Origin of the sequence: Rubellimicrobium aerolatum (genome assembly GCF_017872975.1) — a bacterium.
GTDB lineage: Bacteria > Pseudomonadota > Alphaproteobacteria > Rhodobacterales > Rhodobacteraceae > Rubellimicrobium > Rubellimicrobium aerolatum.
In genome coordinates, this window is record NZ_JAGGJP010000003.1 from 1 (window position 1) to 24,116 (window position 24,116).

The following is a 24,116-nucleotide window of genomic DNA, read 5'->3' on the forward strand; positions in this document are numbered from 1 at the left end:
CGCGGCACACGACGCCGCAATGCTCAACCTCGTCGCGACACCCACGCTTCCCATCCAGATTGTCGCGCTCACCTCACCCAGATCGTCGCGCTACAAGCGGTTACGTTCGTTCAGGCGCCCCTTCTTGAGCACCAGACGGGATGAGCCCTCGGGTCGCGGACAACCCGAAGCGCACGGATGGGTGGGTTCGGTTCACGCCGGGCGAGCGCGCGGGGATGACAGGTCGGGCGGACGGGGCGATAAGTTCTCCGGTGGCCGCGCTTGGGTTCGGGCGCGAGGGCGAAGGGGGCGGTCGTGCTGCGGATCAGCGATCAAGTGACGATCCAGGACTGGGAATTGACGGAGCAGTTCACCCGCGCCTCGGGGCCGGGGGGACAGAACGTCAACAAGGTCTCGACTGCCGTGGAGCTCCGCTTCGAGGCGGAGCGGTCGCCGTCGCTGCCGCCGCCGGTCAAGGCCCGGCTGCGCCGCCTTGCGGGGCACCGCTGGGTGGGCGCGGAGGGGTCCGGCGCGGTGCTGATCCGGGTGGAGGACACGCGGCATCAAGCGCGCAACCGCGAGATCGCGCGGGAGCGGCTGGCGGAGCTGATCCGGCAGGCGCTCGTGGCGCCGAAGCGGCGGATCGCGACCAAGCCCACGCGGGGCAGCGTGCGGCGGCGGCTGGAGGCGAAGGCTAGTCGCGGCGAGGTGAAGGCCGGGCGCGCGAAGGTGCCCGGCGAGCCGCCGTCCTGAGCGCCGAGGGGGGCGGCCCGGCGGAGAGGCCTGATGGAGGGAGCGACGGGACGCTCCGGGTGGTCGATGCGGGTCATGTCGGTCCTCCTCGAATCAGTAGGGTGGCCGCTGGGGGCCGGGATGAGGACAGGTATAGCAGGGAGAGGTTAAGGAGTGGTTGAGCACACCCCAGGATCACCGGACGCGACGAAGCGGGTCGATCTCTGATGCGGCGTCTATTCGAGTCGTGGGCGCCCGCCGTCAGACCTGCATCCGTGAGATCAAGAAAAGGCCGGCCGAGCAAATTCGACAGGCGCTCGTGACACCGAAACGGCGGATCGCGACCAAGCCCAGGCAGGGAGCGCGCGGCGACTGGAGGAGAAGGCCAAGCGCGGCGACGTCAAGGCCGGGCGGGCGAAGCCGTACGACGAGTCCCTGTCATGACCGCCCGCGCGGGGGTGGACCCCAGCGGGCGGCGGCGGCGGAACGGACGATCCGGGCGGTGGGCGTGGCGGGATGCTCGGGGCGGTGGTGGAAGCGGGTCATGGCGGTCTCTCCGAATCAGTGGGGTGGCCCTGAGGGGCCGGTTCGAGAGACGGTATAGCAGGGGGAGGTTAAGGAAGGGTTGAGGGTGCCTCACTCTTCGACTGATCGTCCATGCTGGAGCGCAGACCGTGCATTGGAGTGACGCTTGGTCGAGTTGCTCGCCCGCAGTCGTGTAACCGCCTCTCCTTACGCGAGCGCGTAGTTCCTCCATCGCTGGACGAGCTCATCAAAATATGCATCACGCTGCCCGCCCCTACCATCATGCTGCATATTAAGAATTAACGCACTGCAAAAGGTGTCGTACGTTACCGACCGGCCGCTCGACTTGCTCTTCGAATTTCCAACAAACCACTGATAGGCTAGCTTTAGAACGGTTTTTCCGAAGAATAGTTCACGTCCCAAGCGACCATGCAGTTGTTCCTGTCGAATCTGAACCTTTTCAAAAAAGCGCGTCGCTCTACACTTACTTACAACACCAGATGCACGCAAAGCACGGCCACCTGTTGTATCACTTGCCACGAGCGACGCTGGTTTGCTACGGTCGAAAATCTGCACTGGTGCGCTTCGATAGCGAACATCAATCAAACACAGCCTTCGCAACTGTGCGTCGCTACTTTGCATGAAACTATAGTAACTCTGTTCCAGCCGCGAAGTATCGACAACCGTAAAGAAAAGATTCATGATCTTACCAAAAGAGAATCCATACGGGAGATCACTCTCCCAACTGTAGCCGTAGCTATACAGCACACACGGATGCTCCACCTGCTCGCTGAGCAACCAATCGTAATCCCGATCAAGCGCCACAATAGCCCGAGCCACGTTACCTGAAAATATTCTCCCAGCTAGCGCTATCAAATCAGCCTTGCAACCAAAACTCTTGCAAAAGACCTTCTGACCACGCGCCGCCATCACCTCCGACCAAAATAACTCATCCAGGGACGAAGTTCCATCTTCCTTCGATGAACCCTCGCAATATAGAACGACGTCAGCCTCATAAAATCTGTGCTCGGCCGACAGGCCGTCGGCAGTTCTACTGAATATCATGGATGCATTCCCGGACTTCGATTATTCGGTCCTGAAACTTGCCCACTATATCAGGGGAGTGGGTCGCTGTGATAACCTGACAAGACCCATTAAGCTTCCTGATATCTTCGAAAAGAGTGTTTTGCCAGCTTACATGAAGCGATAGCTCCGGCTCATCAGAGATGAAGACAACTGGTTTCTCTTCTTGCAGCAGCGCCTCCCCTAATAAAATAAAAAGTTGCTTCTCTCCCGAAGACAGAACGCTCACGCCAACCTTCTCACCAGACGCAAGATGAATCACTGGATCATTTCGAGCGTCAAATCGAATCTCTTTCCCGGTAAACAGTTTATTGATTATCTCCTCAAAAACTGTCTTTGGACGGAAGATTTTGCTGCGAGCCTCCACAGAGTCACGCCACTTATCAACCATGTGCTTTATTCTTCGCGAGTCGGATAGAGTTATCGCCTCAGACATGCTAATTGCACGGCGATCTCGCGCACTCTTTACAGCGGCCTCCAGTTTAGAATAATGCGAACTAACGCTTCGGGTTGCTTGGGCCTGACTCACACCAAGAGTCCGAAGCACTCCTATAACTGTTCTTCGGTCCTCTGGCTCAACCTCGGCGTATGCGAAGACATTAGCCCTGTCATCGTCCTGTTCTAGCAGAGATAGAAAAACATACTCCTGAAATCCTTTTGTAACTTCGGTTGCTTTGGAGTCGAGCAATGAGAAGTAGCTGGCAAACTTTCGCGACATTTCCCAGATTCGCTGATCTATGACCGTATCAAATTCTTCTTCCCTAGCAGCGCGACTGAAACGTTCGAAAGTGCCCCGATGCACAGTAACCCAGTTCACGGAGACTATCTGGCCCAAGATGCTTCCAAGTCTTGCGCCCATTTCTTGGGAACGCCTAGAGCGCACATAACGGGAATCCCGATATAGTCTTTCGTCGCTAGGACCTTCGATTCCGAACGTTTGACCCTCTTCCGTAGTCTTCTCCTTAACGCTATAAATTAACTCAATGTTACCAAGCGATGGGTTTACAATCTTGGCCACCTCAATGACAGGCTTCTGATTTCTTCCAAAAGATCGCAGCTTAACCCTCACCTTCTCGAACTGAGTGGCGTAGAGGGTGGGTATATCAGCGCGGAGTACCGCAGCTAGCAGGTTGATGATTGTTGTCTTCCCGCTACCGTTAGCGCCTATGAGAAAATTTAGGTCCCTGTAAAATTTTATTTGAACCTTCTTGTTACCCCAGAATCCGTCAATTTCGATGGATTCGACAAAGTTGATCATATTACATCCTAGTATTCGCGTTGCATGGCTTCGGTGTCAGTTTTATTACACCCTCACCCGCCTCCCCACCTGCTCCCCCACCCCGAACACCCTCTTATACCGCTCCACCTCCGCCGTCGGGCCCATCGCCTTCTCCGGGTTGTCCGACAGCTTGACGGTTGGACGTCCGTCAGCCTCGACGGCCTTGCAGACGAGGCTGAAGGGGGCCAGCGCGTCGCCCTCGACCAGCCCCGCGAAGTCGTTGGTCAGCAGCGTTCCCCAGCCGTAGGTCAGGCGGACGCGGCCACTGAACCGTGCGTGGAGGGACTCGATCTCCTCCACGTCGAGGCCGTCGGAGAAGACGATCAGCTTCTCGCGCGGGTCCTGGCCGTGGGACTCCCACCAGCGGATCGCGGTCTCGGTGCTTTCCACCGGGTCGCCGGAGTCGATGCGGATGCCGGTCCAACGGGCCAGCCAGTCGGGCGCGCGATCGAGGAAGCCCTTGGTGCCATAGGTGTCGGGCAGGATCACGAGGAGGTTGCCGTCGTGCTCCTCCTGCCAGTCCTCCAGGACCTTGTAGGGGGCGCGGGCCAGCTCCTCGTCGCTGGAGGCCAGGGCGGCGTAGACCATGGGCAGCTCGTGGGCGTTGGTGCCGATGGCCTCCAGGTCGCGCTTCTTGGCGATCAGGCAGTTGGAGGTGCCGACGAAGGCGGGGCCCAGCGCCTCGATCATCGCCTGCACGCACCAGTCCTGCCACAGGTAGCCGTGGCGGCGGCGGGTGCCGAAGTCGGCGAGGCGCAGGCCGGGGATGCGCTTGAGACGCTCGCCCTTCTCCCACACGCGGGTCATGGCGCGGGCGTAGAGGACCTGAAGCTCGAACCGGCCCATGTTGCGGAGGACGGCGCGGGAGCGCAGCTCCATCAGGATGGCGAGGGCCGGGATCTCCCACAGCATGACCTCGGGCCAGCGGCCCTCGAAGGTGAGGACGAACTGGCCGTCCTGGCGGTCCAGTTGGTAGGGGGGGAGGCGCAGGGCCTCGAACCACTCCATGAAATCGGGGGAGAACATCTGGCGCTTGCCGTAGAAGGTGTTCCCCCGCATCCAAGTGGATTCGCCGCGCGTGAGCGAGAGGGTGCGGACGTGGTCGAGTTGCTCGCGCAGCTCGCCCTCGTCGATGAGGTCGGCGAGGCGGATGTCGCGGGAGCGGTTGATGAGCTGGAAGGTGACGTGGGTGTCGGGCTTGTTGCGGTAGACCGACTGGCACATCAGCAGCTTGTAGAAGTCGGTGTCGATGAGGGAGCGGACGATCGGGTCGATCTTCCAAGTGTGGTTGTAGACGCGGGTGGCGAGGTCCATCACGCGGCCACCGTGATGCCGGCCTGGCCCCAGGCGGCGCGGGCGGCGGCGAGGCTGCCCGAAAGGTCGATGGCGCGGGTCAGGTCCTCGCGCACGGTGATGCGGAAGCCGAGGCGGGCGCCGTCGAGGGCCGAGTAGCTGACGCAGAAGTCGGTGGCGAGGCCCGCGAGGGTGATCGTGTCGATGCCGCGCTCGCGCAGGTAGCCGGACAGGCCGGTGGGGGTCATGCGGTCGTTCTCGAAGAAGGCGGAGTAGCTGTCGATGCCGGGGCGAAAGCCCTTGCGGAGGATGAGGTCGGCGTCGGTGCGGAGCGCGGGGTGGAAGGCGGCGCCGGGGGTGCCCTGCACGCAGTGGTCGGGCCAGAGGACCTGCGGGCCATAGGGCATCTGGATCGTGTCATAGGGGTCGCGGCTATGGGTGGTGGCGAAGGAGGAGTGGCCGGCGGGGTGCCAGTCCTGGGTAAGGACGACGGCGGGGAATTCGGCCATCAGGGCGTTGATGCCCGGCACGATCGCGTCGCCGTCGGGGACGGCCAGCGCGCCGCCGGGGCAGAAGTCGTTCTGGACGTCGATGACGACGAGGGCCTCGTTCGCGGGACGCATGGCAGTCTCCCTCCGCATGGCGTGGACGCCATGGGTAAGGAGGGGGCCGGGGGCGGTCAACCGGCGCGTCGGCAGGGCATGGACAAGGGACGGGGCGGGCTGCGAAAGAGGAACGGACGATGGAGGCGGAGCCGATGACGACCGTGACCGATCCCGAGGCGCTGGCGCGGCATCTGGCCGGGCTGTCGCAGGAACGGCGGGTGCTCTGCGCCATCGCCGGGGCGCCGGGGTCGGGCAAGTCCACGCTGGCCGAGGCGCTGGTCGGGCGGCTGAACGCCGACGCGCCGGGCCAGGCGGCGCTGCTGCCGATGGATGGGTTCCATTACGACGACCTTTATCTCGTGCCCGCCGGGCTGCGGCCCCGCAAGGGCGCGCCCGAGACCTTCGACGTGGGGGGCTTGCGCCACACGCTCCTGCGGCTGCGCGCGAACGACGAGGACGCGGTGGCGGTGCCGGTCTTCGACCGCGACCTGGAGATCGCGCGGGCGGGGGCGCGGCTGATCCCCGCGTCGGTGCGGATCATCGTGGCGGAGGGGAACTACCTGCTGCTCGACCGCGCGCCCTGGGACGGGCTCCGGCCGCTGTTCGACGCGACGGTGATGATCGAGGTGCCCGAGGCGGAGCTGCGCGCGCGGCTGACGCGGCGGTGGGAGCAGTACCGCCTGACGCCCGAGGAGATCGCCTGGAAGCTCGACGGCAACGACCTGCCCAACGGACGGGCGGTGCGCGATGGGAGCGTGTCGGCCCAGTTCGTGATCCGGGGCTGAAACGGCGGCCCGTGGCGCAGGACCGGGCGAGGCATCGTTGCGCTTGGGCGGGTCCGCGATTACGGAAGAGCCCGACGCGAGGCTCGATAGGCGCGGAGGGTGGCGGAGCGATGATCGTGGCGGCGGCTGCCCTGTCGCGCCGGACGACGCCAGGCCCGGCATGACCGGCGAGGCGGGAACGGCCCGTGAGCGGGACGAGGAGGCGCGGGCCCGGATCGCCGGCCACCCGCTCTTCGACGAGGTGTGGTATGCGGCGCGCTATCCCGACGTGGCGGTCTCGGGCCTAGGTCCGGCCGAGCACTTCCTGCGCCTGGGCGCGGCGCTGCAGCGCGACCCGGGCCCGGCCTTCCGCATGGCCGAGCATCTGGCCCGCCATCCGGAGGACGCGGCGGACGGCCTCAACCCGCTGCTGCGTCCCGGCTTCGACGGCCCCCCGGAGCCCGGGCGGGGGCCGGTCGCGCCCCCCGCGCCGGCGAGCGAGCGCGTGGACGTCATCGTGCCCGTGCACAACGCGCTGGAGGATGTGCGGATCTGCCTGCGCGCGCTGGTCCGCGCGCCGACCGGGTTCCAGGTCCGCGTCCTGGTCGTGAACGACGGATCGGACGCCGCCACGGCGGACTGGCTGCGCGCGGCGGTCGCGTCGATGGGCACGGCGACGGTGGCCTTCGAGCTGATCGAGCACCCCGAGAGCCGGGGTTACACGGTGGCGGTGAACGCGGGGCTGCGGGCCTCGACGGCCGGCCATGTGGTCACGCTCAACAGCGATACCATCGTGACGCCGTTCTGGCTCGACGCCCTGGTGCGCTGCCTGCGCTCGGCCCCGGGGATCGGGATCGCCGGGCCGCTGTCGAACGCCGGCGGCTGGCAGAACGTCCCCCGGCTCCGGGCCGCGGACGGCGGCTTCGCGATCAACGCCCTGCCGTCCGGGCTCGGGCCCGACGGGATGGCGGCGCTGGTGGCTCGGGCCAGCGCGCGGCTTTATCCGCGCGTCCCCTTCGTCAATGGCTTCTGCTACATGATCCGGCGCGAGGTGATCGACCGCATCGGGCTCATGGACGAGGCGGCCTTCCCGGTCGGCTACGGCGAGGAGAACGACTATTCGATCCGGGCGCGGGACGCGGGTTTCGCCCTGGCCGTCGCCGACGACGCCTATGTCTTCCACGCCAAGTCCAGGAGCTTCGGCACCAAGCGCCGGCGCGACCTGACGCGGGCGGGCACCGAGGCGCTCCGGGCCAAGCACGGGGCCGAGCGGCTGGCGGCTCTTATGGCCGAGTCCAGGGAGTCGCCGGTGCTGGACGGGATGCGCGCCCGGGTGGCCCGCGCGCTGGCCGAGCACGCGACGACGCCCTGGGCCGCCCTCGCCGCGATCCTCGAACGGCGCGTCCTGTTCCTCGGGTCCGCCCCGGAGGACGTGGACGCCGTGCGGCTCGCCTCGGACCTGCGGCGGATGGGGGTCGATGCGCGGGTCGGCGTCGAGGCGGCGCGGATCGAGGCAATGGCCCGAGCCTTCGCGGACCTGCCGGGGAGCGAGGACCTGTTCGTCGGCCATGCCCCGACCGACCTGACCATGACGGCGGCCCGCTTCGACATCGTCGTGGCGGCGCGGCCGTGCGCGGCCGGGCTCGTGGCGGGCATCGTCCGGCATTGCCCCTGGGTGCTGCCGGCCCGCCACGCCCGGGCGGACGCGGCCGAGAACCCTCCGGCGGTGCGCGATGCGGTCGGGATCGGGGCCGATCCGGGCCTGGACGGCGCCAGGGAGGACCTGCGCCGCCTCGGGCCCGCGTTGGCGGGCCTGCGCCGGCAAAGGCCGCGCCCGGAGCGCCCCCGGGTGACGGTCCTGCCCGCGCTGTCGTTTCCCGGACCCTACATCACCGGATCGGGCTTCGTCCGCACGGTCCTGCCCTATGGTCAGGACGGGCTTGCCGGGCGCTTCGACGTGACGGTCTCGGCTCGGGGATGGCTGCCCTACCGGGCGGCGGCCGAGGCCGTGCTGATCCAGCGGGATCTGTCCGAGAAGGCCTGGGCGAAGTTCGCGGCGTGGCATCCCCCCTTCCGCGCCATGGGGGGCCGCCTGATCTACGAGATCGACGACGACCTGCTCGACGCCGCGGGGCTGGTGGCGCGGGGCTATGCCCGCCCGCCCGAGGAGCTGGGCCGGCGCGTCGCGGCCTATGCGGCGGCGGCGGACCTCGTGGTCGTGTCCACCGACGAGCTGGCCGGACGGCTGCCCGGCTGCGAGGGCAAGATCCGCGTGGTGCCCAACCTCATCGACGAGCGGCTGTGGCTGGCGGACGGGCGGGAGCCGCGCCGCGCCCGGCCCAAGGCGCCGGGGCAGGTGCGGATCGGCTACATGGGCACCGCGACGCATCACGACGACCTGCGGATCGTGCAGGAGGCCATGCGCCGGTTGCAGGCGCGGCATGGGGCGGCTCTCGACATCGAGGTGATCGGCGTCTTCGAAACGCGGCCGCCGCTCTTCGGGACGCGCCTTCCGTTGCCGCGCCGGCGGTCCTACCCGGATTTCGTGCGCTGGCTGCGGGAGGTCGTGGACTGGGACATCGCCCTCATCCCGCTGGCGGACGACCGCTTCAACCGCGCCAAGAGCGACCTGAAGTTCATCGAGGCCGCCGCGCTGGGGACGGCCATCGCCTGCTCGGACGTGCCGACCTACCGGACGGTCGCCCGGCACGAGGCGAACGGGCTCCTGGTCCCGAACACGACGGCGGATTGGGTCGCGGCGCTGGAGCGGCTGATCGGGGACGCGGCCCTGCGCGGGAGGCTGGCCCGGACGGCCCATGAGGAGGTGGCACGGCGGATGACCCTGCAACGTCACGAGGACCTGCACCTGTCCATCCTGGACGAGGCGCTGGGGATGCCGCGATGAGCGCGCGGACGGCGGTGCTGGTGCTGGGCACCGGCTGGGACACCGGCCGGGCCCTGACGGACCTGCTGGACGGGGGACGCGACCGGACCGCGGCGGAGGCGTTCCCGGCCGCCGGCCCGAGGATGCGGCAGGTCGCGGCTCTGACCGACCGGGTCCTGGCGGCGTCGGGGCGGTCCTGGCACGACTGGCGGCCCGGTCCGGTCCCGGGACCGGACTCGGCCGAGGGGCGCGGCCTCCGCGAGTCGGCCGCCCTGATCGTCCGGGGAATGGACGGGGCTGGCCCCCTCGTCCTCGGCGACCCGCTCCTGGGCCGCGTCCTCCCCGTCTGGCGCGATGCCCTGGACGGGGGGCACCGTCCGGTGGCGGTCCTGACCCTGGCCGAGCCGATGGCCTTCGCCCGGGCGCTCCGGGCGGCCGAGGGACTCCCCTTGGCCCATGGGGCGCTGCTCTGGATGCGCCTCGCGCTCGACGCCGAGCGCCTCGGCCGGGGCCTGCCCCGGGTCGTCCTGCGGCCCGGCGCCCCCTGGGACGCGCTGGAGCGGCTGGGCCTGGACCTCCCGCCCGGCGGCGGTCCCGCGACGGAGACCCCGCCTCCCCCGGGTCGCGAGGAGGTCGCGGAGGCGGGCGTGCCCGCGCTCGGCGAGGCATGGCGCTGCTTCGCCATCCTTGACCGGTGGGCCTCCGAGGGCGAGCGGCCCGAGGATCGCGCCACGCTCGACGGGATGGGCGCGGCGCTGGACGCGGCCGCCTGGGCCTACGTGGACCCGCCCGACGACCGGCGCCTCGCGGCGGGGCTGGCCCGGGCGGAGGCCTCGGCCCGGGCGCTCGGCGAGGACCGCGACCGGCAGGCTTGGGAGCTGGGCGTGCTGGCGCGCCTCCTGTCCGAGGCCGAGTCCAGGCTGGACCGGCAGCGCGGGGAGGTGCGGGCCGCCCGCTCGGCCTTGGCGGCGTCGGAGCGGCGCTACGCCGCCATCGTCGGGAGCACGTCGTGGCGCATCACCGCGCCGCTGCGACGGGTCGCGGCCAAGCTCGGGCAGGGCCGGGGTTCCTGACCGGCGGACATGCGCCGGTTGTGTGACGCCAATGCCGCAACCGCGAAATCGGCGAGACGCCCCACGAGGGAGACGGTAGAAGAACCTTGAGACGGGAGGCCCATGATCCTATGGGAAACCCAACAGGCCGAGAGAACGCGCTTTGCGTGCATCAGTTCCCACGATGACCGAACATCCAGCCGAGCCCGGCGCGGCCCGAGGGTTCCGGATCGGCCGCCGCCGAGGCCCGTCGGCTGCGGAGCGAGCCCGCGGCCACCCCGTCCCTGCATCCGTTCGAAGGCCCATGCTCCAGATGATCGCTTCCCCATCCCGTCCGACAGGATCGCTCCATGGCTGAGGAGGACATCGTCATCGACGCCCGCTGGTATCGCGCCGCCCATCCCGACGTGGACCTGCTGGAGATGGACCCGGCCGAGCATTACGAGCGGATCGGCCGCCTTCTCGGCCGCCGGCCGCGCCCCGAGCCCTCGACGCTCGACAGGCCGCTGGCCGATCTCGCCATCGCCGTCGCGGCGCTGCCGCGCGCGGCGGCCGACGCGCCCCCCGGTACCCTGGGCGATCCCTCGTCCGCTCCGATCATCGACGCGCCGGCCGAAGCGGAAAACCAGGTCTCCTCCGTTCCGGCCCACGGCGTGGAGCCCTGGACGGGCGAGAGCCTGCGCGTGAACGGAACCGAGGTGGCGCGACCGGCGGACGACGAGGCCCTGGCCTGGCCCGTCCTCGCGGCCTTCTGCCGGCTGCATGGGCTCGACCCGGCCGCGGCCTGCGAGGTCCAGGCTGGGGGCGTCGCGCGTCCGGATCGCCTCCATGACATGGCGGGGACGACCCCGTTGCCATCCCCCATGGCCCCGCGCGGGCTCGGGGATCTTTGGTTCAGCTCCAGCCATGGCCTCGTGCTGTCCTTCGACGACCCGGACGGGCCTGGCAAGGGCGCGGCCGTCCGGCTGTTCCAGATCGACCCGCGCCTGGGGGACGCGGTCGTGCAGGTCGGCGGGCAGGCGCTCGCCCCGCAGGGACCGACCTTCGTGGAGGCCGTTCTCCGCAACCCCCTGATGCCCCTGCTCGTCGAGGTCTCGGATGCCGGGGGCGCGACGCGGGAGCTGGCGCTCCTGGCCTTCCCGTCGCTCGCGCGCGGCGGGCTCCACGCGGCCGAGCTGGCCGCGCTGGCCGAGGGCGATGGCGGGATGGACACGGTCTGGGCCTACGCGGCCGCGCGTCTGGCCGAACGGCTCGCGGCCGGGCCATCCGGCCAGTTGGGGCGGCTGGCCGTCACGATCGAGGGCGCGACGGGGGCCGAGGCGATCTTCTCCGCCGAGGTCGGGGCCTGGCTGCGCCTGTTCGGCCTCGCGCCCGAGCCCGCCCAGGGCGCCCAGCCGCAGGACCTGTCGCGCCTGCGGGCCATGCTGCCCTCGGCCGACGACGGGGCCGGCGCGGCCCAGGGGCCCATGCTCGTCCTGCCCGCCGACGCCATCCCGACCGTCGCGGCCCTGACGCGGCCCCTCGACGCCGTCGGCGGGGAGGGCGCGACGCTCGCGCCCTTCGTGGTCGCCGAGCGGGTGTCGAACCGGCCCCTGTGGTCGGTGGCCCCGCCCCGGGACGCCATGGAGGATCTGGCTGGCCTGCAGCCCGGCGCCTGGCACCCGCCGCTGCTGGCCGGAGGCGAAGGCCTGGGCCTGCCCTTGGCCGTGGTGCAGCGCGACACGCGGGCCCAGAGCCACGTGGAGCTGCTGCTCCCGTCCTCGCCCGACCGGCCGGCGCTGAGCGCCCCACCCGGACCGGGGCCGGTTTCCGGGGCCGTGACCTGCGTCCTCGTGGTCACCGAGGTCGCCGCCGCGCGCACCTTCCTCGAAACCCTGGCGGGCCAGGCGGAGCGGCCGGATCTCCGCGTCGCGCTGGTGGCTGGCGCGCGGGAGGCCGAGGCCCTGGACGAGACGCTCCACCGCCTCTTCCCCGCCGCGCATCGCCGGCTGGACGGTGGCCGCCTGCCGGACGCCGCCCGGCTGCTGGACGTGTCCGAGGGCCGGCCCCTGCTCCTCGCCGAGGATCGCGTCCTGCTCCACGATCCGCGCACGCTGGCGACGCTGCGGGCGATGCTGGCCGGCGGCCGCGTCGCCAGCGCGGCCTGCGTCGCCCTGCACGAGGAGGTCGGCCGGAAGGGCACGACCCTGCGACCCGAGTCCGGCGGCTTCTTCCCGTCGCGCATCGGCTTCGTCGGCGGGCCGCACCTCGTCTTCGACCAGCCGGACGTGCTGGGCGCTCTGCCGCGCGCCACCTATCCGGTGGCGGCCAACGCCTTCGCGGCAACGCTGGTCGAGCCCTGGGCCCTGGAGGCCGCCCTGCCCCGCCTCGCCGCCTGGAGCGGACCCGCCGGGGCCCCGCTCGATCCCCTGGCCTTCGGGCTCGCCACGGTGGCCGAGGGCTGGCGGCACCTCTGCACCTCGACGGTGCGGGTCGCCACCACGAGGCCGCGGCGGCGCGCGGACCGGACGGACCCGGCGCTCCTGCGCGCCGTCGCCCCGGCCCGCTGGGAGGACCTGCTCGCCCGGGTCACCGTGGCGCGGGAGCTGCGCTGATGGATATCACGGTGGTGGTCCCGTCGGAGGACTCGTTGGGTTTGGCGGGCGTCCGCATCCGCTACGACCGGCTCCGGCCGGCCCTTGAACGGCTGGGCCATCGCCTTGAGATCCGCGTCATCGACACGCTCGGCCTTGGCGACCCCTTCGAATCGGACGCCTACCTGTTCTGCAAGTGCCAGGACGTGCGCTCCGTCCTTCTGGCCCAGGCGATCCAGGCTGCGGACCGGCCTGTCGGCGTCGATATCTTCGACGACTACTTCAGCCAGGAGGAGGACCCGCGCCTCGTGCCGATGCGCGGCTGGCTCGTCCGGATACGGCCGCAGCTTCGCTTCGCGCTCTGCGCCACCGAGACCATGCGCGAGAGGCTCGGGACCATCGCTCCCGGCCTGCCCGTCCATGTGCTCCCCGATCCGGCCCCGGAGTTCGATCCGGATGTCGTGGTGGCGTCGGTGGAGCGCAAGATCGCCCGGGCCCGCGCGACCGGGCGGATCGGGATCGGCTGGTTCGGCACCGGAAGCAACAAGTACTTTCCCGTCGGGCTCGACGATCTCGTGGCCTGGGGCGGCGCGCTGACCGAGCTGCGCTCGGCCGGCCTCGCGCCCAGCCTCCGCGTCCTGACGAACCGACGGGCCCTCACGCCGTCGGCGCTGGAGGGACTCGCCCGCCTGCCCGTGCCCGTGCACCTAGCCGAGTGGAGCCTGGACCGCGAGGCGGCGCTGATGGACGAGTGCCTGGCCGTGTTCCTGCCGGTGAGCGCGCAGCCCTTCAGCACGGTGAAGTCGCTCAACCGCGCGGTGACGGCCCTGACGGGCGGCGCGCAGGTCTGGACCGTGGGCCACCCGCTCTATGCCGATCTGGACGACTTCGTTTACCGCTCGGGCCTGGAGCTTGCCCGGGACGTCCTGACAGGCCGGGCGCGGTTGGACCGCGCCGCCTTGCCGCGGCTGGTCCGCCGCCTGGAGGAGGCCGGAGACGCCGAGGTCGAGGCCGGCCGCCTCGTGGCGTTCCTGTCCGGTCCAGCCGGATCGGCGGAAGCCATCCCGTTCGACCGCAAGGCGGGACCGCCGATGGTGATCCACGGCGTGGGCAGCACGACCACGATGCACAACTGGTTGCGGAAGGACGAGATCCTCTCGGTCGCCAGCCCCTTCGCGCAGCCCAAGCCGGCCTGCGACCTTCGCTTCGAGAGCGACGCCGAGGGTCGGTCCTGGGCCGTGCTGTCCGAGGCCGCCTGCGCCCGGATCGACCCCGCCTTCGCGCCCGGCCTTGGCGAGCCGTTCAAGAAGAGCAACACCACGTTCCGGAAGCTGTTCCTCGGGTGGAGCCCGCTGCCCGGATCGAACGCCCCTCGAATGGCCGAGCGGATCGCGCTCTATCCCGCCGCGCTCGCGGCGACGCGGGACCTGGTGGCCCGCCTGATCCCCGGCGCCCGGATGGTCCTGTCCGAGACGGCGGCCCCCTTCCAGGAGGGACGCGCGCCATGAGCCGTCCCAGCCTCGTCTTCGTCGTCAACCTGCTCCAGGACGTGAACGTCCTGCGCCCCCTGGCCTTCCTGGCGGGGCGCGAGACCGGGGCCCGGCTCCGGTTCCTTGTCACGTCCCGGTTCTTCGATCGCGATGCCGGCGGGGTCTGGAAGGCCGAGATCGACGACATCGCCCGGCGGATCGGCGCGGAGGTGGACACCTACGGCAGCGCGATGGACGCCGTCCTGGCGCTGCAAGGCGGATGGGGCGCCCTGATCGCGGCCAGCGAGTCCGACCTGTCCGGCCATGTCCATGTGCACGAGGTCTTCCGAGCCGCGCCGCCCGGCTACCTGCGGATCACGCTCCAGCATGGGCTCGAATGCGTGGGCTTCCTCCAGAACCGCGAACACGTGATGGCGCATGGCGAATCCGTGACCTTCGCCGCCGACGTGGTCTGCGCCTGGATGGAGCCGAGCCGCCTCCTCTCGCTCCACCCCTCGCAGCGGGCCAAGGTGCGGGTGACGGGGCCGACCTCCCTGCTGTCGCGCCCCGAGGGCAGCCCTGCCCCGGCCCGCAGCGGGCTGGTCTGCGAGAACCTCCATTCCGTGCGGCTGCGCGCCTCCGGGGAGCACGGGCGTCCCTTCATGGAGACCTTCGGGCGGTTCTGCGGGCTCCTGGGCTCGGCGGGCGAGAGGGTGACCTTGCGCCCGCATCCCGGCGGGCAATACGTCCTCAAGAACAGGGTCGCGCTGCCGCCCAACGTGGCGATCGAGAACCGGCCGATGTACCGGGTGGACCTGACGGCCTTCGATTGGGGCATCTCCGCTCCCTCGACGGTGGTGCTCGACATGGCGCTCGCGGGGATCCCGGTCGGCGTCTGGCAGGACCCCGAGGGCGTCATGGACCTGTCCACCTACGAGGGGCTCCATCGGATCAGCACGCTGGAGGAATGGATGGGCTTCGTCCGCGACGCGCGGGCGCGCCCCGAGGCAATCCTGGCCCGCCAGCGCCGCTGGCTGGAGGGGCTGGAAATGCCGCTCGACCCGGCGGAGGTGTATCACCGCTTCGCGCGGCTGCTCAGGAGCGCCACCGTTCCCCGAACGCGGGTGAAGAACATCCCTCGAATAGGCTCCACCTCCCTGAACGCCGCGTCCCGAACCGACGTGCGTTCCGTGCATGTGGTGTCCGACCAGACAGGCCCGACCCAGGCCATCCATCTCCGCAACCCGATCGCGGACACGGTGACGATGACCTTCGCGGATTGTTCCGGTGGAACCAAGGACCTGCAATCGCTCCTGCCCGAGACCGTGCCGGACGTGCTCGTGCTGTCGCGCCTGACTTCCGCGTTTGGGGGGCCCCTCATCGACTGGGCTGCGACGCGGGACATACCTGTCGTCTTCCACATCGACGACGACCTCCTCGAGGTGCCCGAAGTCCTCGGACGGGAGAAGACGAAGCGCTACCGTGACCCTGTGCTGCTGCGGAACCTGCGCGCCAACATGGAGGGCAGCGACCTCGTCTATGCCTCCACCAGGCTCTTGGCCGACCGGCTCCGCAAGCATGGGATCAGCGCGCCGATCGTCGCGGGCGCCATTTCGGGTTCCATCGATCCGGGCAAGATCCGTTCGGGGCGTCCCTCTCCGACGCCAGTCCTGGGCTACATGGGCACGAAGGGGCATGTGGCCGACTTCGACCTCGTGACGCCGGCCATCCTGCGGCTCATGGACGAGATCCCGGCTCTCCGCTTCGAGACCTTCGGCACCATCGCCATGCCGGACGCCTTCCGGCGCTTCGGCTCCAGGGTGCATCACCATCCTCCCGTCCCCGATTACGACGGCTTCATGGACCGGCTCTGGACGTTGGGCTGGTGGGTCGGGATCGCGCCGCTCGTGGACCACCCCTTCAACCGCTGCAAGACGGAAACGAAATGGGTGGAATACAGCGCGGCCGGCATTGCGGTGGTGGCGCAGGACCTGGAGGTCTATCGCGGCCCTTGCGCCGGTGGAGCAGGACGGCTGGCCGCGACGGAGGACGAGTGGCTCACCGAGATAAGGATGCTTCTCGACGACCAGGGCGCTCGGGCTTCGGCCGTCGCGGCCGCACAGGCCAAGCTGCGCCGGGTCTATTCACGAGATGCCTTGCGCGAGCAGGTGCTGGCTGTATTCAAGCAGGCGCAGGCCGCGAGGCCATCGCTCAGGAGGGCGGGATGAACGATCTGGGACCACGGGGATGGGCTGGACGGACCGCCCCCTCCTCGCCCGAGACCACCGCCATCGCCGTCGCCACCGCGCGCCGGGTCCTGACGATGGAGGCCGAGGCGCTGGTCGCCATGGCCGATCGCCTGCCCGAGGACTTCGCGCCGACCGTGGAGTTGATCCTCGCCACCCGGGGCCGCGTGATCCTGTCGGGGATGGGCAAGTCCGGCCATATCGCCCGCAAGATCGCCGCCACCCTGTCCAGCACCGGCACCTCCGCCTTCTTCGTCCATCCCGCCGAGGCGAGCCACGGCGACCTCGGCATGGTGGGCGAGGACGACGCCTGCCTGCTCCTGTCGAACTCGGGCGAGACAGCCGAGCTGTCGGACCTCATCGCCCACACGCGGCGCTTCGGCATCCCTCTCATCGGCATGGGCTCGCGCCGCCAGAGCACGCTCATGGAGGCGGCCGACCTGCGGCTCGTGCTGCCGCCCATGCCCGAGGCCTGCATCATCGGCATGGCCCCCACCACCTCGACCACCATGTCGCTCGCCCTGGGCGACGCCCTGGCCATCGCGCTCATGGAGCGGCGCGGCTTCGCGCCCGAGCATTTCCACGCCTTCCACCCCGGCGGCCGGCTGGGCGCGCGGCTCGCCAAGGTCGGCAGCCTGATGCGCGGGGCGGAGTCGCTCCCGCTCGTGGGGCCCGACACGCCGATGGGCGAGACCATCCTGGAGATGACGGCCAAGGGCATGGGCGTCGCCGGCGTCGTCGAGGACGGTCGCCTCGTGGGGATCATCACCGACGGGGACCTGCGGCGGAACATGGAAGGGCTGATGTCCCGAACGGCGCGCGAGGTGGCGACCCGGTCGCCCGCGACCGCGCCGGCGGACATGCTCGCGGCCGAGGCCATGGCCGAGATGAACGCCCGCAAGGTCCATGTCCTCTTCGTGGTGGACGACATGGGGGTTCCCCGAGGCGTGCTGCACATCCACGACTGCCTGCGGGCGGGCGTGGTCTGACGGAGGAACCGGACATGGGACACAGGCAGGCCACCGCCGCGATGACGCTGGACCCGATCGGATTCGGCGAGGGCGCAGGACCCTCGACCCCCTCTGTCGAAGCGACGCCGGAGCGGGACGAGGCACGGCTCCACCTCCTTGAGCTGACGGTCGCGGCACGCGAGGCCGAGATCGCCGAGCTGGCCCGCCGCGCCCAGGCCGCCGAGGCCGCCGCCGTCGAGGCGCGGACTCGGGCGCGGGCGCTCGAGGCCGAGTTGGCCGAGCGCTACCGCGAGATCGCCACGCTGTCCCGGCTGCACCTCGCGGCCAGCGCCGGAGCGGGCGCATCGGCCCGGAGCGGCGCCGACGCGGAACGCCTCGTCAGCGCCGGTCCCGAGGCCGTGCGCCAGGCCCTCGCCTCCCGCGAGGCCGAGCTTCGGCAGATCAAGCGCCAGCATGACCGCCTGCTCGCCAGCACCTCATGGCGGCTCACGGCCCCCGTGCGGCGCGTGTCGGACTGGCTCCGCTCGCGCTGACCCTTTCCCGCGGAGGCGACCTTTGGGCCGCCGCCGCCTCCAACGAAGGACCACTGACGTGAACGACAAGCTCAAGATCTACATCGGCTACGACACGCGCGAGGACATCGCCTACCAGGTCTGCCGCCATTCGATCCTGCGGCACGCCTCCCGGCCCGTCGAGATCTACCCGCTCAAGCAGGCCTCGCTGCGCGAGCTCGGCCTTTACACGCGCGGCGCCGACAACGCGACGACCGAGTTCTCGCTGACCCGGTTCCTGACCCCCTACCTAGCGGCGCATGACGGCTGGTCGATCTTCGTGGACTGCGACTTCCTGTTCACCCGCGATGTCTACGAGGCGCTGGACATCGTCGATCCGAGCAAGGCGGTGCACGTGGTCCAGCACGACTACAGCCCGGCCAACGCCATCAAGATGGACAACAAGCAACAGACCGTCTACCCGCGCAAGAACTGGTCCTCGTTCATCCTGTTCAACGGCACGCATCCCGACGTGAAGGCGCTCACCCCGTCGGTGGTCAACGCCGCCGAGCCGGCCTTCCTGCACCGCTTCACCTGGGTCTCGGACGACTCCATGATCGGCAGCCTGCCGCTCGAATGGAACTTCCTCGAGGGCGAGTACAGGAAGCCCGACGCGGTGCCGATGGCGATCCACTACACCAACGGTGGGCCGTGGTTCGATAACTGGCAGCACGTGGATTTCGCCGACCTCTGGACGGCCGAGCGCGACCTGGTCACCCAGACCATGACCGAGGCCGCGTGAGGCCGGAATGATCGATCCCGTCACCGGCGGGGCGGGTTTCATCGGCTCGCGCCTCGCGCCTTTTCCCCTTGGAGCATGGCACGGGGTGCGGCGCCTCGACAGCTGGACGCCGCGGACCACGGCAACCTGCCGGGGCGGGGCTCGACTGGATCCGCAACCATCGGAGCATCGGGGTCCACCGACGCGCGGGTGACGGTCGAGGCGGACCCGCATGGCGCCGGCGCGGTGGCCCGCCCCGCCGACCGCATGGCCGGGGCCAAGGCGAACCCGGACGAGTGAAGGATGGCAGGATGAATTGGCTACCTTGGCGACGCGAGACGAAAGATGAATCATTCTTGCCCGACACGACATCCGTGACGACGCGCTCCATCACCATCATCGGCGACAGCCACATCCAGGCCATCAAGAAGGCCCTGCTCGACCGGACCAATGCCGGGGCGAAGCCGAGGATCTCCGCGCTTCGCCTGACGGGCAAGAAGCAGGGCGACCTCACCTTCGACGAGGCGGTCGCCTTCGCGGCGCAACGTGGCCCCGAGGACATCCTCGCCGTCATCCGTCGAGGAAACTTCTACAACACGCTGGCCCTAATCCAGCATCCGCAAGCCTTCGACCTGCTGGAGCCCGGAGCGGATGCGGCTGATCTCCAGGAAGGGGCCGAACTTGTTCCCCACGCCGTCATGAAGGACTTCTTCACGTCCACCATCCAATCGGGTTACGTCAAGATGCACCGTCGCCTCCGCGAGGCGTCGCCCGCCCCCGTGATCTGCCTGGAAGTGCCGCCCCCCAAGGAGGATGCGGAACACATCCGACGCAGCGCCGAAACCTTCTTCGTCCAGAACAACATCGCCGAGGCCGGCGTGACGCCCGCGCCGATCCGCCTCAAGCTCTGGAAGCTCCAGCAATCCGCCTTGGCGGCGAGCTGTCATGAACTGGGCATCGACTATCTCCCGAGCCCCGCGGGCACGCGAAACGAACGGGGCTTCCTCAGGCCGGAGTTCTACGCGCCGGACGCCACCCACGCCAACGCCGCTTACGGCGAGCTGGTCCTGCGGCAGCTCGAGGCCATCTCCCGGACGCCGAACGCCGGCCTTGCCACTGTCCAGGAGGCGATCCGATGAGCGGGCATCCCTACCGCGCCCTGCCCGCCAAGGCCTTCTGGCGCCGCGAGGTCGCCGGACTCGCCCCCGCCGATGTGGACCCCGTGGGCCGGTTCGACCTGCGGATCACCCCGGAGACGCGGGTCGCCACCGCCGGAAGCTGCTTCGCCCAGCACATCGCGCGGCATCTCAAGGGCTCGGGCTTCCATTACTACGTGGCCGAGGCCGGGCACCCGATCCTGCCCGAGAGGATCCGCGAGTCGCACAATTACGGCACCTTCTCGGCGCGCTACGGCAACGTCTACACCGCGCGCCAGCTCCGCCAGCTCGTCGATCGGGCCATGGGCCGCTTCGCGCCCTCGGAGCCCGCCTGGATCGACCCCGACGGCACCGTGCGCGATCCGTTCCGGCCGACCGTCCAGCCCGGCAACTTCGTGTCTGTGGCCGAGATGGAGATCGACCGCCGCCAGCACCTCGCCGCCGTGCGCCGGATGCTGACGGATCTCGACGTCTTCGTCTTCACCCTGGGCCTGACCGAGGGCTGGCTCTCGCGCGAGGATGGGGCCGCCTTCCCGCTCTGCCCCGGGGTCGAGGGCGGCACCTTCGACCCCGCTCGCCACGTCTTCCACAACCAGACCGTGGCCGAGGTGGTCGAGGACATGGAGGCCGTCCTCGCCACGCTGCGCGCCGTGAACCCCAGGGCGCAGGTCTGCCTGACCGTCTCTCCCGTGCCGCTGATGGCGACGGCGGTTCCCGGCCAGCACGTCCTTTCGGCCACGACCTACTCCAAGTCGGTGCTGCGGGTGGCGGCGCAGGAATTGACCGATAGCCACGCCTTCGTGCATTATTTTCCGTCCTACGAGATCATCACCGGTGCCTTCAACCGGGGTCGCTACTTCGCCGAGGATCTACGGAACGTCACCGAGGAGGGGGTGGGCCACGTCATGCGCCTCTTCCTCGCCCATGCGACGGTGGGGGAGGTCGCGCGTGCCCGGCCCGCGCCGCCCGCCAGGGAGGACGCGGCGGAGCACCTGCTCGCCCAGGCGGCCCGATTCGTCGAGGTGGAGTGCGACGAGGTGGCGCTCGACCGGGGGTCCTGACGGCCCCGGGCGGGGCCGCCGCCCTCAGAACAGCAGGATGTCGGCGCTGGTCACGCTCGCCTTGCCCTGGAGGTCGGCCAGGAGGGTCAGCTTCCCCGCCGCAGCGCCGTTGGCGTCGAACCAGAGCGTCCGGTCGGTGGTGCGGAAGATGAAGTGGTCGTCGGCATCCTGCGCGCGGTTGTCCGCGCGGACGCGGAACTCCGACGCGGGCAGCCGGCCTTCGTCAAGGCCGGCCCCGAAACCCGAGGCGTCGATGCGGAACAGGTCGTCGTCGCGAAAATCCGTGATGACGTCGCCCCCCTCGCTCGGCCGGAGGAACAGGAAGGCGTCGTCGCCCGCGCCGCCCGTCAGGCTGTCCTTGCCGGGGCCACCCTGGAGTCGGTCGTCGCCCGCCCCGCCGATCAGGATGTCCCTTCCGTCCATTCCCTTGAGCAGGTTGCTCGACCCATTGCCGGTGATGCGGTTGCCCAAGGCGTTGCCGGTCCCGCCGATCCGGCCCGCGCCGGTCAGCAGCAGGTTCTCGATCTCGGCGGGCAGCGTGACGGCGACGCTGGACCGGACCTGATCCGTCCCGCCGCCCCGCGCCTCGACTACGGCGTCGCGCGCGTCCCCGAGCAGGTAGAGGTCGTCGCCCGCGCCCCCGTCGAGCCGGTCCGTTCCGGTCCCGCCATCGAGGATGTCGGCCCCGCCCCCGCCGATCAGCACGTCGTCGGCGCCGGCCCCGGACAGCGCGTCGCCGCCCGCGCCGCCCACCAGGGTGTTCGCCCGGTCGTCCCCCGACAGGACCTCGGTCCCAAGGTCGGCCACGGCGATGACGAAGGTCCGAAGCGTCGCGCCTCCGCGACCGTCCTCCACGAGCACCTGCACCTGATGGGAGGCCTGCTGCTCGAAGTCGAGGCGGAGCCCGTCGGCCACCACGATCCGCGCGCCGGACAGGGCGAAGCGGCCGTCCGCCCCGTCGACCAACCGGTAGGTCAGCGCGTCCCCATCCGCGTCCCCCGCCGCAAGCACCCCCGCCACGGTGCCCGCCCCCGCCGCCTCGACCACCGGCCCGCCGTCCAGGTTCGGCGTCCCCGGCGCGTCGTTCACCGCCGCCACGGTCAGCCGGAACGTGGCCTGCGCCGTCAGCGCCCCGTCGAAGGCGACCACCCGCAAGTCGATCGCTCCGGTCCAGTTCGCGGGCGGCGTGCCCGAGAATCGCCGCGCCGCCGCGTCGAACCCCATCCAAGCGGGCAGCGCCGCCCCGTCGGACAGGCTGGCGGCATAGGCCAGCGCGTCGCCGTCGATGTCCGAGAAAGCCGGGACCGTGAAGCTCCAGGCCGTGTCCTCCGCGACGCCCTGGTTGGCGAGGATCGGCGCCACCGGCGCGTGGTTCTCGACCATGACCGCCCCCGGGTTCCAGCCCTGGGCGAGGTTGTCGGACGTCAGGGCGGCGGCGACGGTGCCCTCGAGCACCAGCACCGTCCGCCAATGCACGCCCGTTCCGGTCGGATCGACCCGAAGCTCGGCCTGCGGGCCCGACTGCACCCAGAGCAGGCACCCGGTCAGGAAAGGGTTCGCGCCGGCCGCATGGTTCTCAAGCTCCGCCACGAGGTCGGCGAGGTCGATCACGTCCCCGCCCGCGCCCGCCGTGAAGTCCGTGATCCGGTCCGCCGGGTCCGCGAAGATCAACTCGATCTGGTTGTCGGTCTCCAGGTCCCAGCCCCAGTCCCGCGTCCAGCCCCAAGCCAGGTGATAGGTGTCCCGCCCCGCCCCGCCAGTAAAAAGCTCGCCCGCCGCGTCGGCGTCGGACACTTCCCAGAAGTGGTCGGCCCCGGCCTCGCCCCAAAGCCGATCCACCCCCGCGCCGCCATAGAGATGATCGGCCCCGTCCCCGCCGACCAGCGTGTCCGCGCCGGCCCCGCCCCGCAGGAGGTCATCGCCGCCCTGCGCCTGCAAGATGTCGGCCCCGCCCGTGCCCTCCAGATGCCGCCCCTTGCGGAGGGGGGTCCAGGGCGGCGTAAAGTTGTCCGCCGTCAGGTCCGCGATGCCCAGACCCTCCAGCATCAGGAGAGCCGTCCAGACCCGCGAGGAGGCGCCGCCCGTGGCGACCATGAGCTCGGCCCCCGCGTCGGTCTGGAACAGCGCCAGCCGATCGGAGCCCAGGAGGTCCGTCCCCAGCGTCAACGTCAGGTCGATCAGATCGATCAGGTCCCCGCCCGCGCCCGCCGAGAAGTCCGTCACATGGTCGGCCACCGGCACGTCATTGCCCATCCATGTCCAGACGAGGCCATAGGCGTCGCGCCCCGCCCCGCCCGTCAGCACGTCGGCGGCCACGTCCTGCGACACCGCGCGGAAGCGGTCGTCGCCCGCCCCGCCCGACAGACGGTCCAGGCCGAGTCCGCCGAACAGCGAATCGTTGCCGTCCCCGCCGTCGAGGGTGTCGTTCCCGTCTTGGCCGTCCAGCCAGTCCGCGCCGGTCCCGCCGGCGATGATGTCGTTGCCGTAGCCGCCCCAGATCGAATCGTTGCCGGTCAGCCCGCTGATGTCGTCGTCGTTGGGCGTGCCTGCCAGCGTGTCATTGATGAGCGACAGCGTGCGGTCGCCCAGGATCGTGTCGCCCAGGCCGGTCGGGCTCCAGATCGGGCTGAAGTTGGCGCCGGTCAGGTCGCTGGCCTGGATGCCGTCCAGCACCAGCAGCGGCTGCCAGTTCGAGCCCGTCCCCCAGGCGTCCACCTGCAGCTCGGCGTCCGCGCCGACCTGCACCCAGCGCAGATACCCGACCAGGAAAGGGTTGTCCGCGTTCTGATGGCCGACGAACTGCGTCAGCAGGTTCGAGAGGTCGATCATGTCGCCCCCCGCGCCTGTCGTGAAGCCGGCCACGCGATCGGCGATGTTGCCCGCCCCGCGCGTCCAGTCGATGACGAAGGACTCGCGCCCCGCGCCCCCGGTCAGGAGGTCGAGGCTTCCATCGCTGGACACCCCATGATGCTGGATCTGCACCGTCATGTCGTGGCCCGTCACCTTCCCGTGCTGGGAGGGCCGGAGCCTCGCGATCCCACGGCGACGGCGTCGTCTGGCCGTCGTCGCGGCGCGAGCGCCCCGACCGAGGCCCGATCCTAGCCGACAAAGGGTAAACGTTTGCTTGACGGCACGCCCCCGGCCTCATGGCCGGGGGAGCGCGGATCTGGC

At 69.9% G+C, this 24,116-nt stretch carries 17 protein-coding genes; 12 read left to right on the forward strand and 5 right to left on the reverse strand.

The genetic code is table 11. The features are described from left to right. The first annotated feature begins 294 nt into the window (after positions 1-294). Positions 295-732: an alternative ribosome rescue aminoacyl-tRNA hydrolase ArfB gene (arfB, locus tag J2Z33_RS04305; protein WP_209838278.1), complete on the forward strand. Its 438-nt coding sequence runs from the start codon at positions 295-297 to the stop codon at positions 730-732. A gap of 711 nt (positions 733-1,443) precedes the next feature. Here arfB and J2Z33_RS04310 read toward each other — a convergent pair. Genes J2Z33_RS04310 through pncA form a run of 4 tightly spaced genes read right to left on the reverse strand, consistent with a single transcriptional unit; the run spans position 1,444 to position 5,514 of the window. Further along, on the reverse strand, positions 1,444-2,301 hold the full coding sequence (locus J2Z33_RS04310; protein ID WP_209838280.1) for a hypothetical protein: 858 nt from the start codon (positions 2,299-2,301) through the stop codon (positions 1,444-1,446). Next, a complete protein-coding gene (locus J2Z33_RS04315; protein WP_209838282.1) occupies positions 2,288-3,577 on the reverse strand; it encodes an AAA family ATPase in 1,290 nt (429 codons plus the stop codon). The genes J2Z33_RS04310 and J2Z33_RS04315 overlap by 14 nt, the downstream gene beginning before the upstream one ends. A 45-nt stretch (positions 3,578-3,622) precedes the next feature. Then, positions 3,623-4,915 (reverse strand): nicotinate phosphoribosyltransferase, encoded by a 1,293-nt coding sequence (gene pncB, locus J2Z33_RS04320; protein ID WP_209838284.1) that lies wholly within the window; start codon positions 4,913-4,915, stop codon positions 3,623-3,625. Continuing rightward, on the reverse strand, positions 4,912-5,514 hold the full coding sequence (gene pncA, locus J2Z33_RS04325; RefSeq protein ID WP_209838286.1) for a bifunctional nicotinamidase/pyrazinamidase: 603 nt from the start codon (positions 5,512-5,514) through the stop codon (positions 4,912-4,914). Before pncA ends, pncB begins: the two co-directional genes overlap by 4 nt. A gap of 134 nt (positions 5,515-5,648) precedes the next feature. Between pncA and J2Z33_RS04330 the strand changes: the two genes are divergently transcribed. The 11 genes from J2Z33_RS04330 (at position 5,649) to J2Z33_RS04380 (ending at position 20,945) form a co-directional block, all read left to right on the forward strand. Then, positions 5,649-6,281, forward strand: a complete 633-nt coding sequence (locus J2Z33_RS04330) for a nucleoside triphosphate hydrolase (protein ID WP_209838289.1) — start codon at positions 5,649-5,651, stop codon at positions 6,279-6,281. 160 nt (positions 6,282-6,441) lie between these two features. Continuing rightward, a complete protein-coding gene (locus J2Z33_RS04335) occupies positions 6,442-9,165 on the forward strand; it encodes a glycosyltransferase (RefSeq protein WP_209838291.1) in 2,724 nt (907 codons plus the stop codon). After that, the gene (locus J2Z33_RS04340; RefSeq protein WP_209838293.1) at positions 9,162-10,217 is read left to right on the forward strand and encodes a hypothetical protein; all 1,056 of its coding nucleotides are present in this window, start codon (positions 9,162-9,164) and stop codon (positions 10,215-10,217) included. Before J2Z33_RS04335 ends, J2Z33_RS04340 begins: the two co-directional genes overlap by 4 nt. 329 nt (positions 10,218-10,546) lie before the next feature. Continuing rightward, entirely contained in the window at positions 10,547-12,790 is a 2,244-nt protein-coding gene (locus tag J2Z33_RS04345) for a hypothetical protein (protein WP_209838295.1), read from the forward strand. Beyond that, positions 12,790-14,277, forward strand: a complete 1,488-nt coding sequence (locus J2Z33_RS04350; protein WP_209838297.1) for a hypothetical protein — start codon at positions 12,790-12,792, stop codon at positions 14,275-14,277. The genes J2Z33_RS04345 and J2Z33_RS04350 overlap by 1 nt, the downstream gene beginning before the upstream one ends. Continuing rightward, positions 14,274-16,466 (forward strand): glycosyltransferase family protein, encoded by a 2,193-nt coding sequence (locus J2Z33_RS04355; protein ID WP_209838299.1) that lies wholly within the window; start codon positions 14,274-14,276, stop codon positions 16,464-16,466. The genes J2Z33_RS04350 and J2Z33_RS04355 overlap by 4 nt, the downstream gene beginning before the upstream one ends. Positions 16,467-16,561: 95 nt before the next feature. Further along, positions 16,562-17,473 (forward strand): KpsF/GutQ family sugar-phosphate isomerase, encoded by a 912-nt coding sequence (locus J2Z33_RS04360; RefSeq protein WP_245218580.1) that lies wholly within the window; start codon positions 16,562-16,564, stop codon positions 17,471-17,473. A gap of 14 nt (positions 17,474-17,487) precedes the next feature. Continuing rightward, on the forward strand, positions 17,488-17,988 hold the full coding sequence (locus tag J2Z33_RS04365) for a hypothetical protein (RefSeq protein ID WP_209838303.1): 501 nt from the start codon (positions 17,488-17,490) through the stop codon (positions 17,986-17,988). A gap of 58 nt (positions 17,989-18,046) precedes the next feature. After that, on the forward strand, positions 18,047-18,748 hold the full coding sequence (locus J2Z33_RS04370) for a glycosyltransferase (protein WP_209838305.1): 702 nt from the start codon (positions 18,047-18,049) through the stop codon (positions 18,746-18,748). A 335-nt stretch (positions 18,749-19,083) separates the two neighbouring features. After that, complete coding sequence (locus J2Z33_RS04375) at positions 19,084-19,866, forward strand: SGNH/GDSL hydrolase family protein (RefSeq protein WP_209838307.1); 783 nt, start codon at positions 19,084-19,086, stop codon at positions 19,864-19,866. Continuing rightward, complete coding sequence (locus J2Z33_RS04380; protein WP_209838309.1) at positions 19,863-20,945, forward strand: GSCFA domain-containing protein; 1,083 nt, start codon at positions 19,863-19,865, stop codon at positions 20,943-20,945. The genes J2Z33_RS04375 and J2Z33_RS04380 overlap by 4 nt, the downstream gene beginning before the upstream one ends. A gap of 24 nt (positions 20,946-20,969) precedes the next feature. On the opposite strand, the gene J2Z33_RS04385 is transcribed toward J2Z33_RS04380, so the two are convergent. Beyond that, positions 20,970-23,933: a type I secretion C-terminal target domain-containing protein gene (locus tag J2Z33_RS04385; protein WP_209838312.1), complete on the reverse strand. Its 2,964-nt coding sequence runs from the start codon at positions 23,931-23,933 to the stop codon at positions 20,970-20,972. Positions 23,934-24,116: the final 183 nt, after the last annotated feature.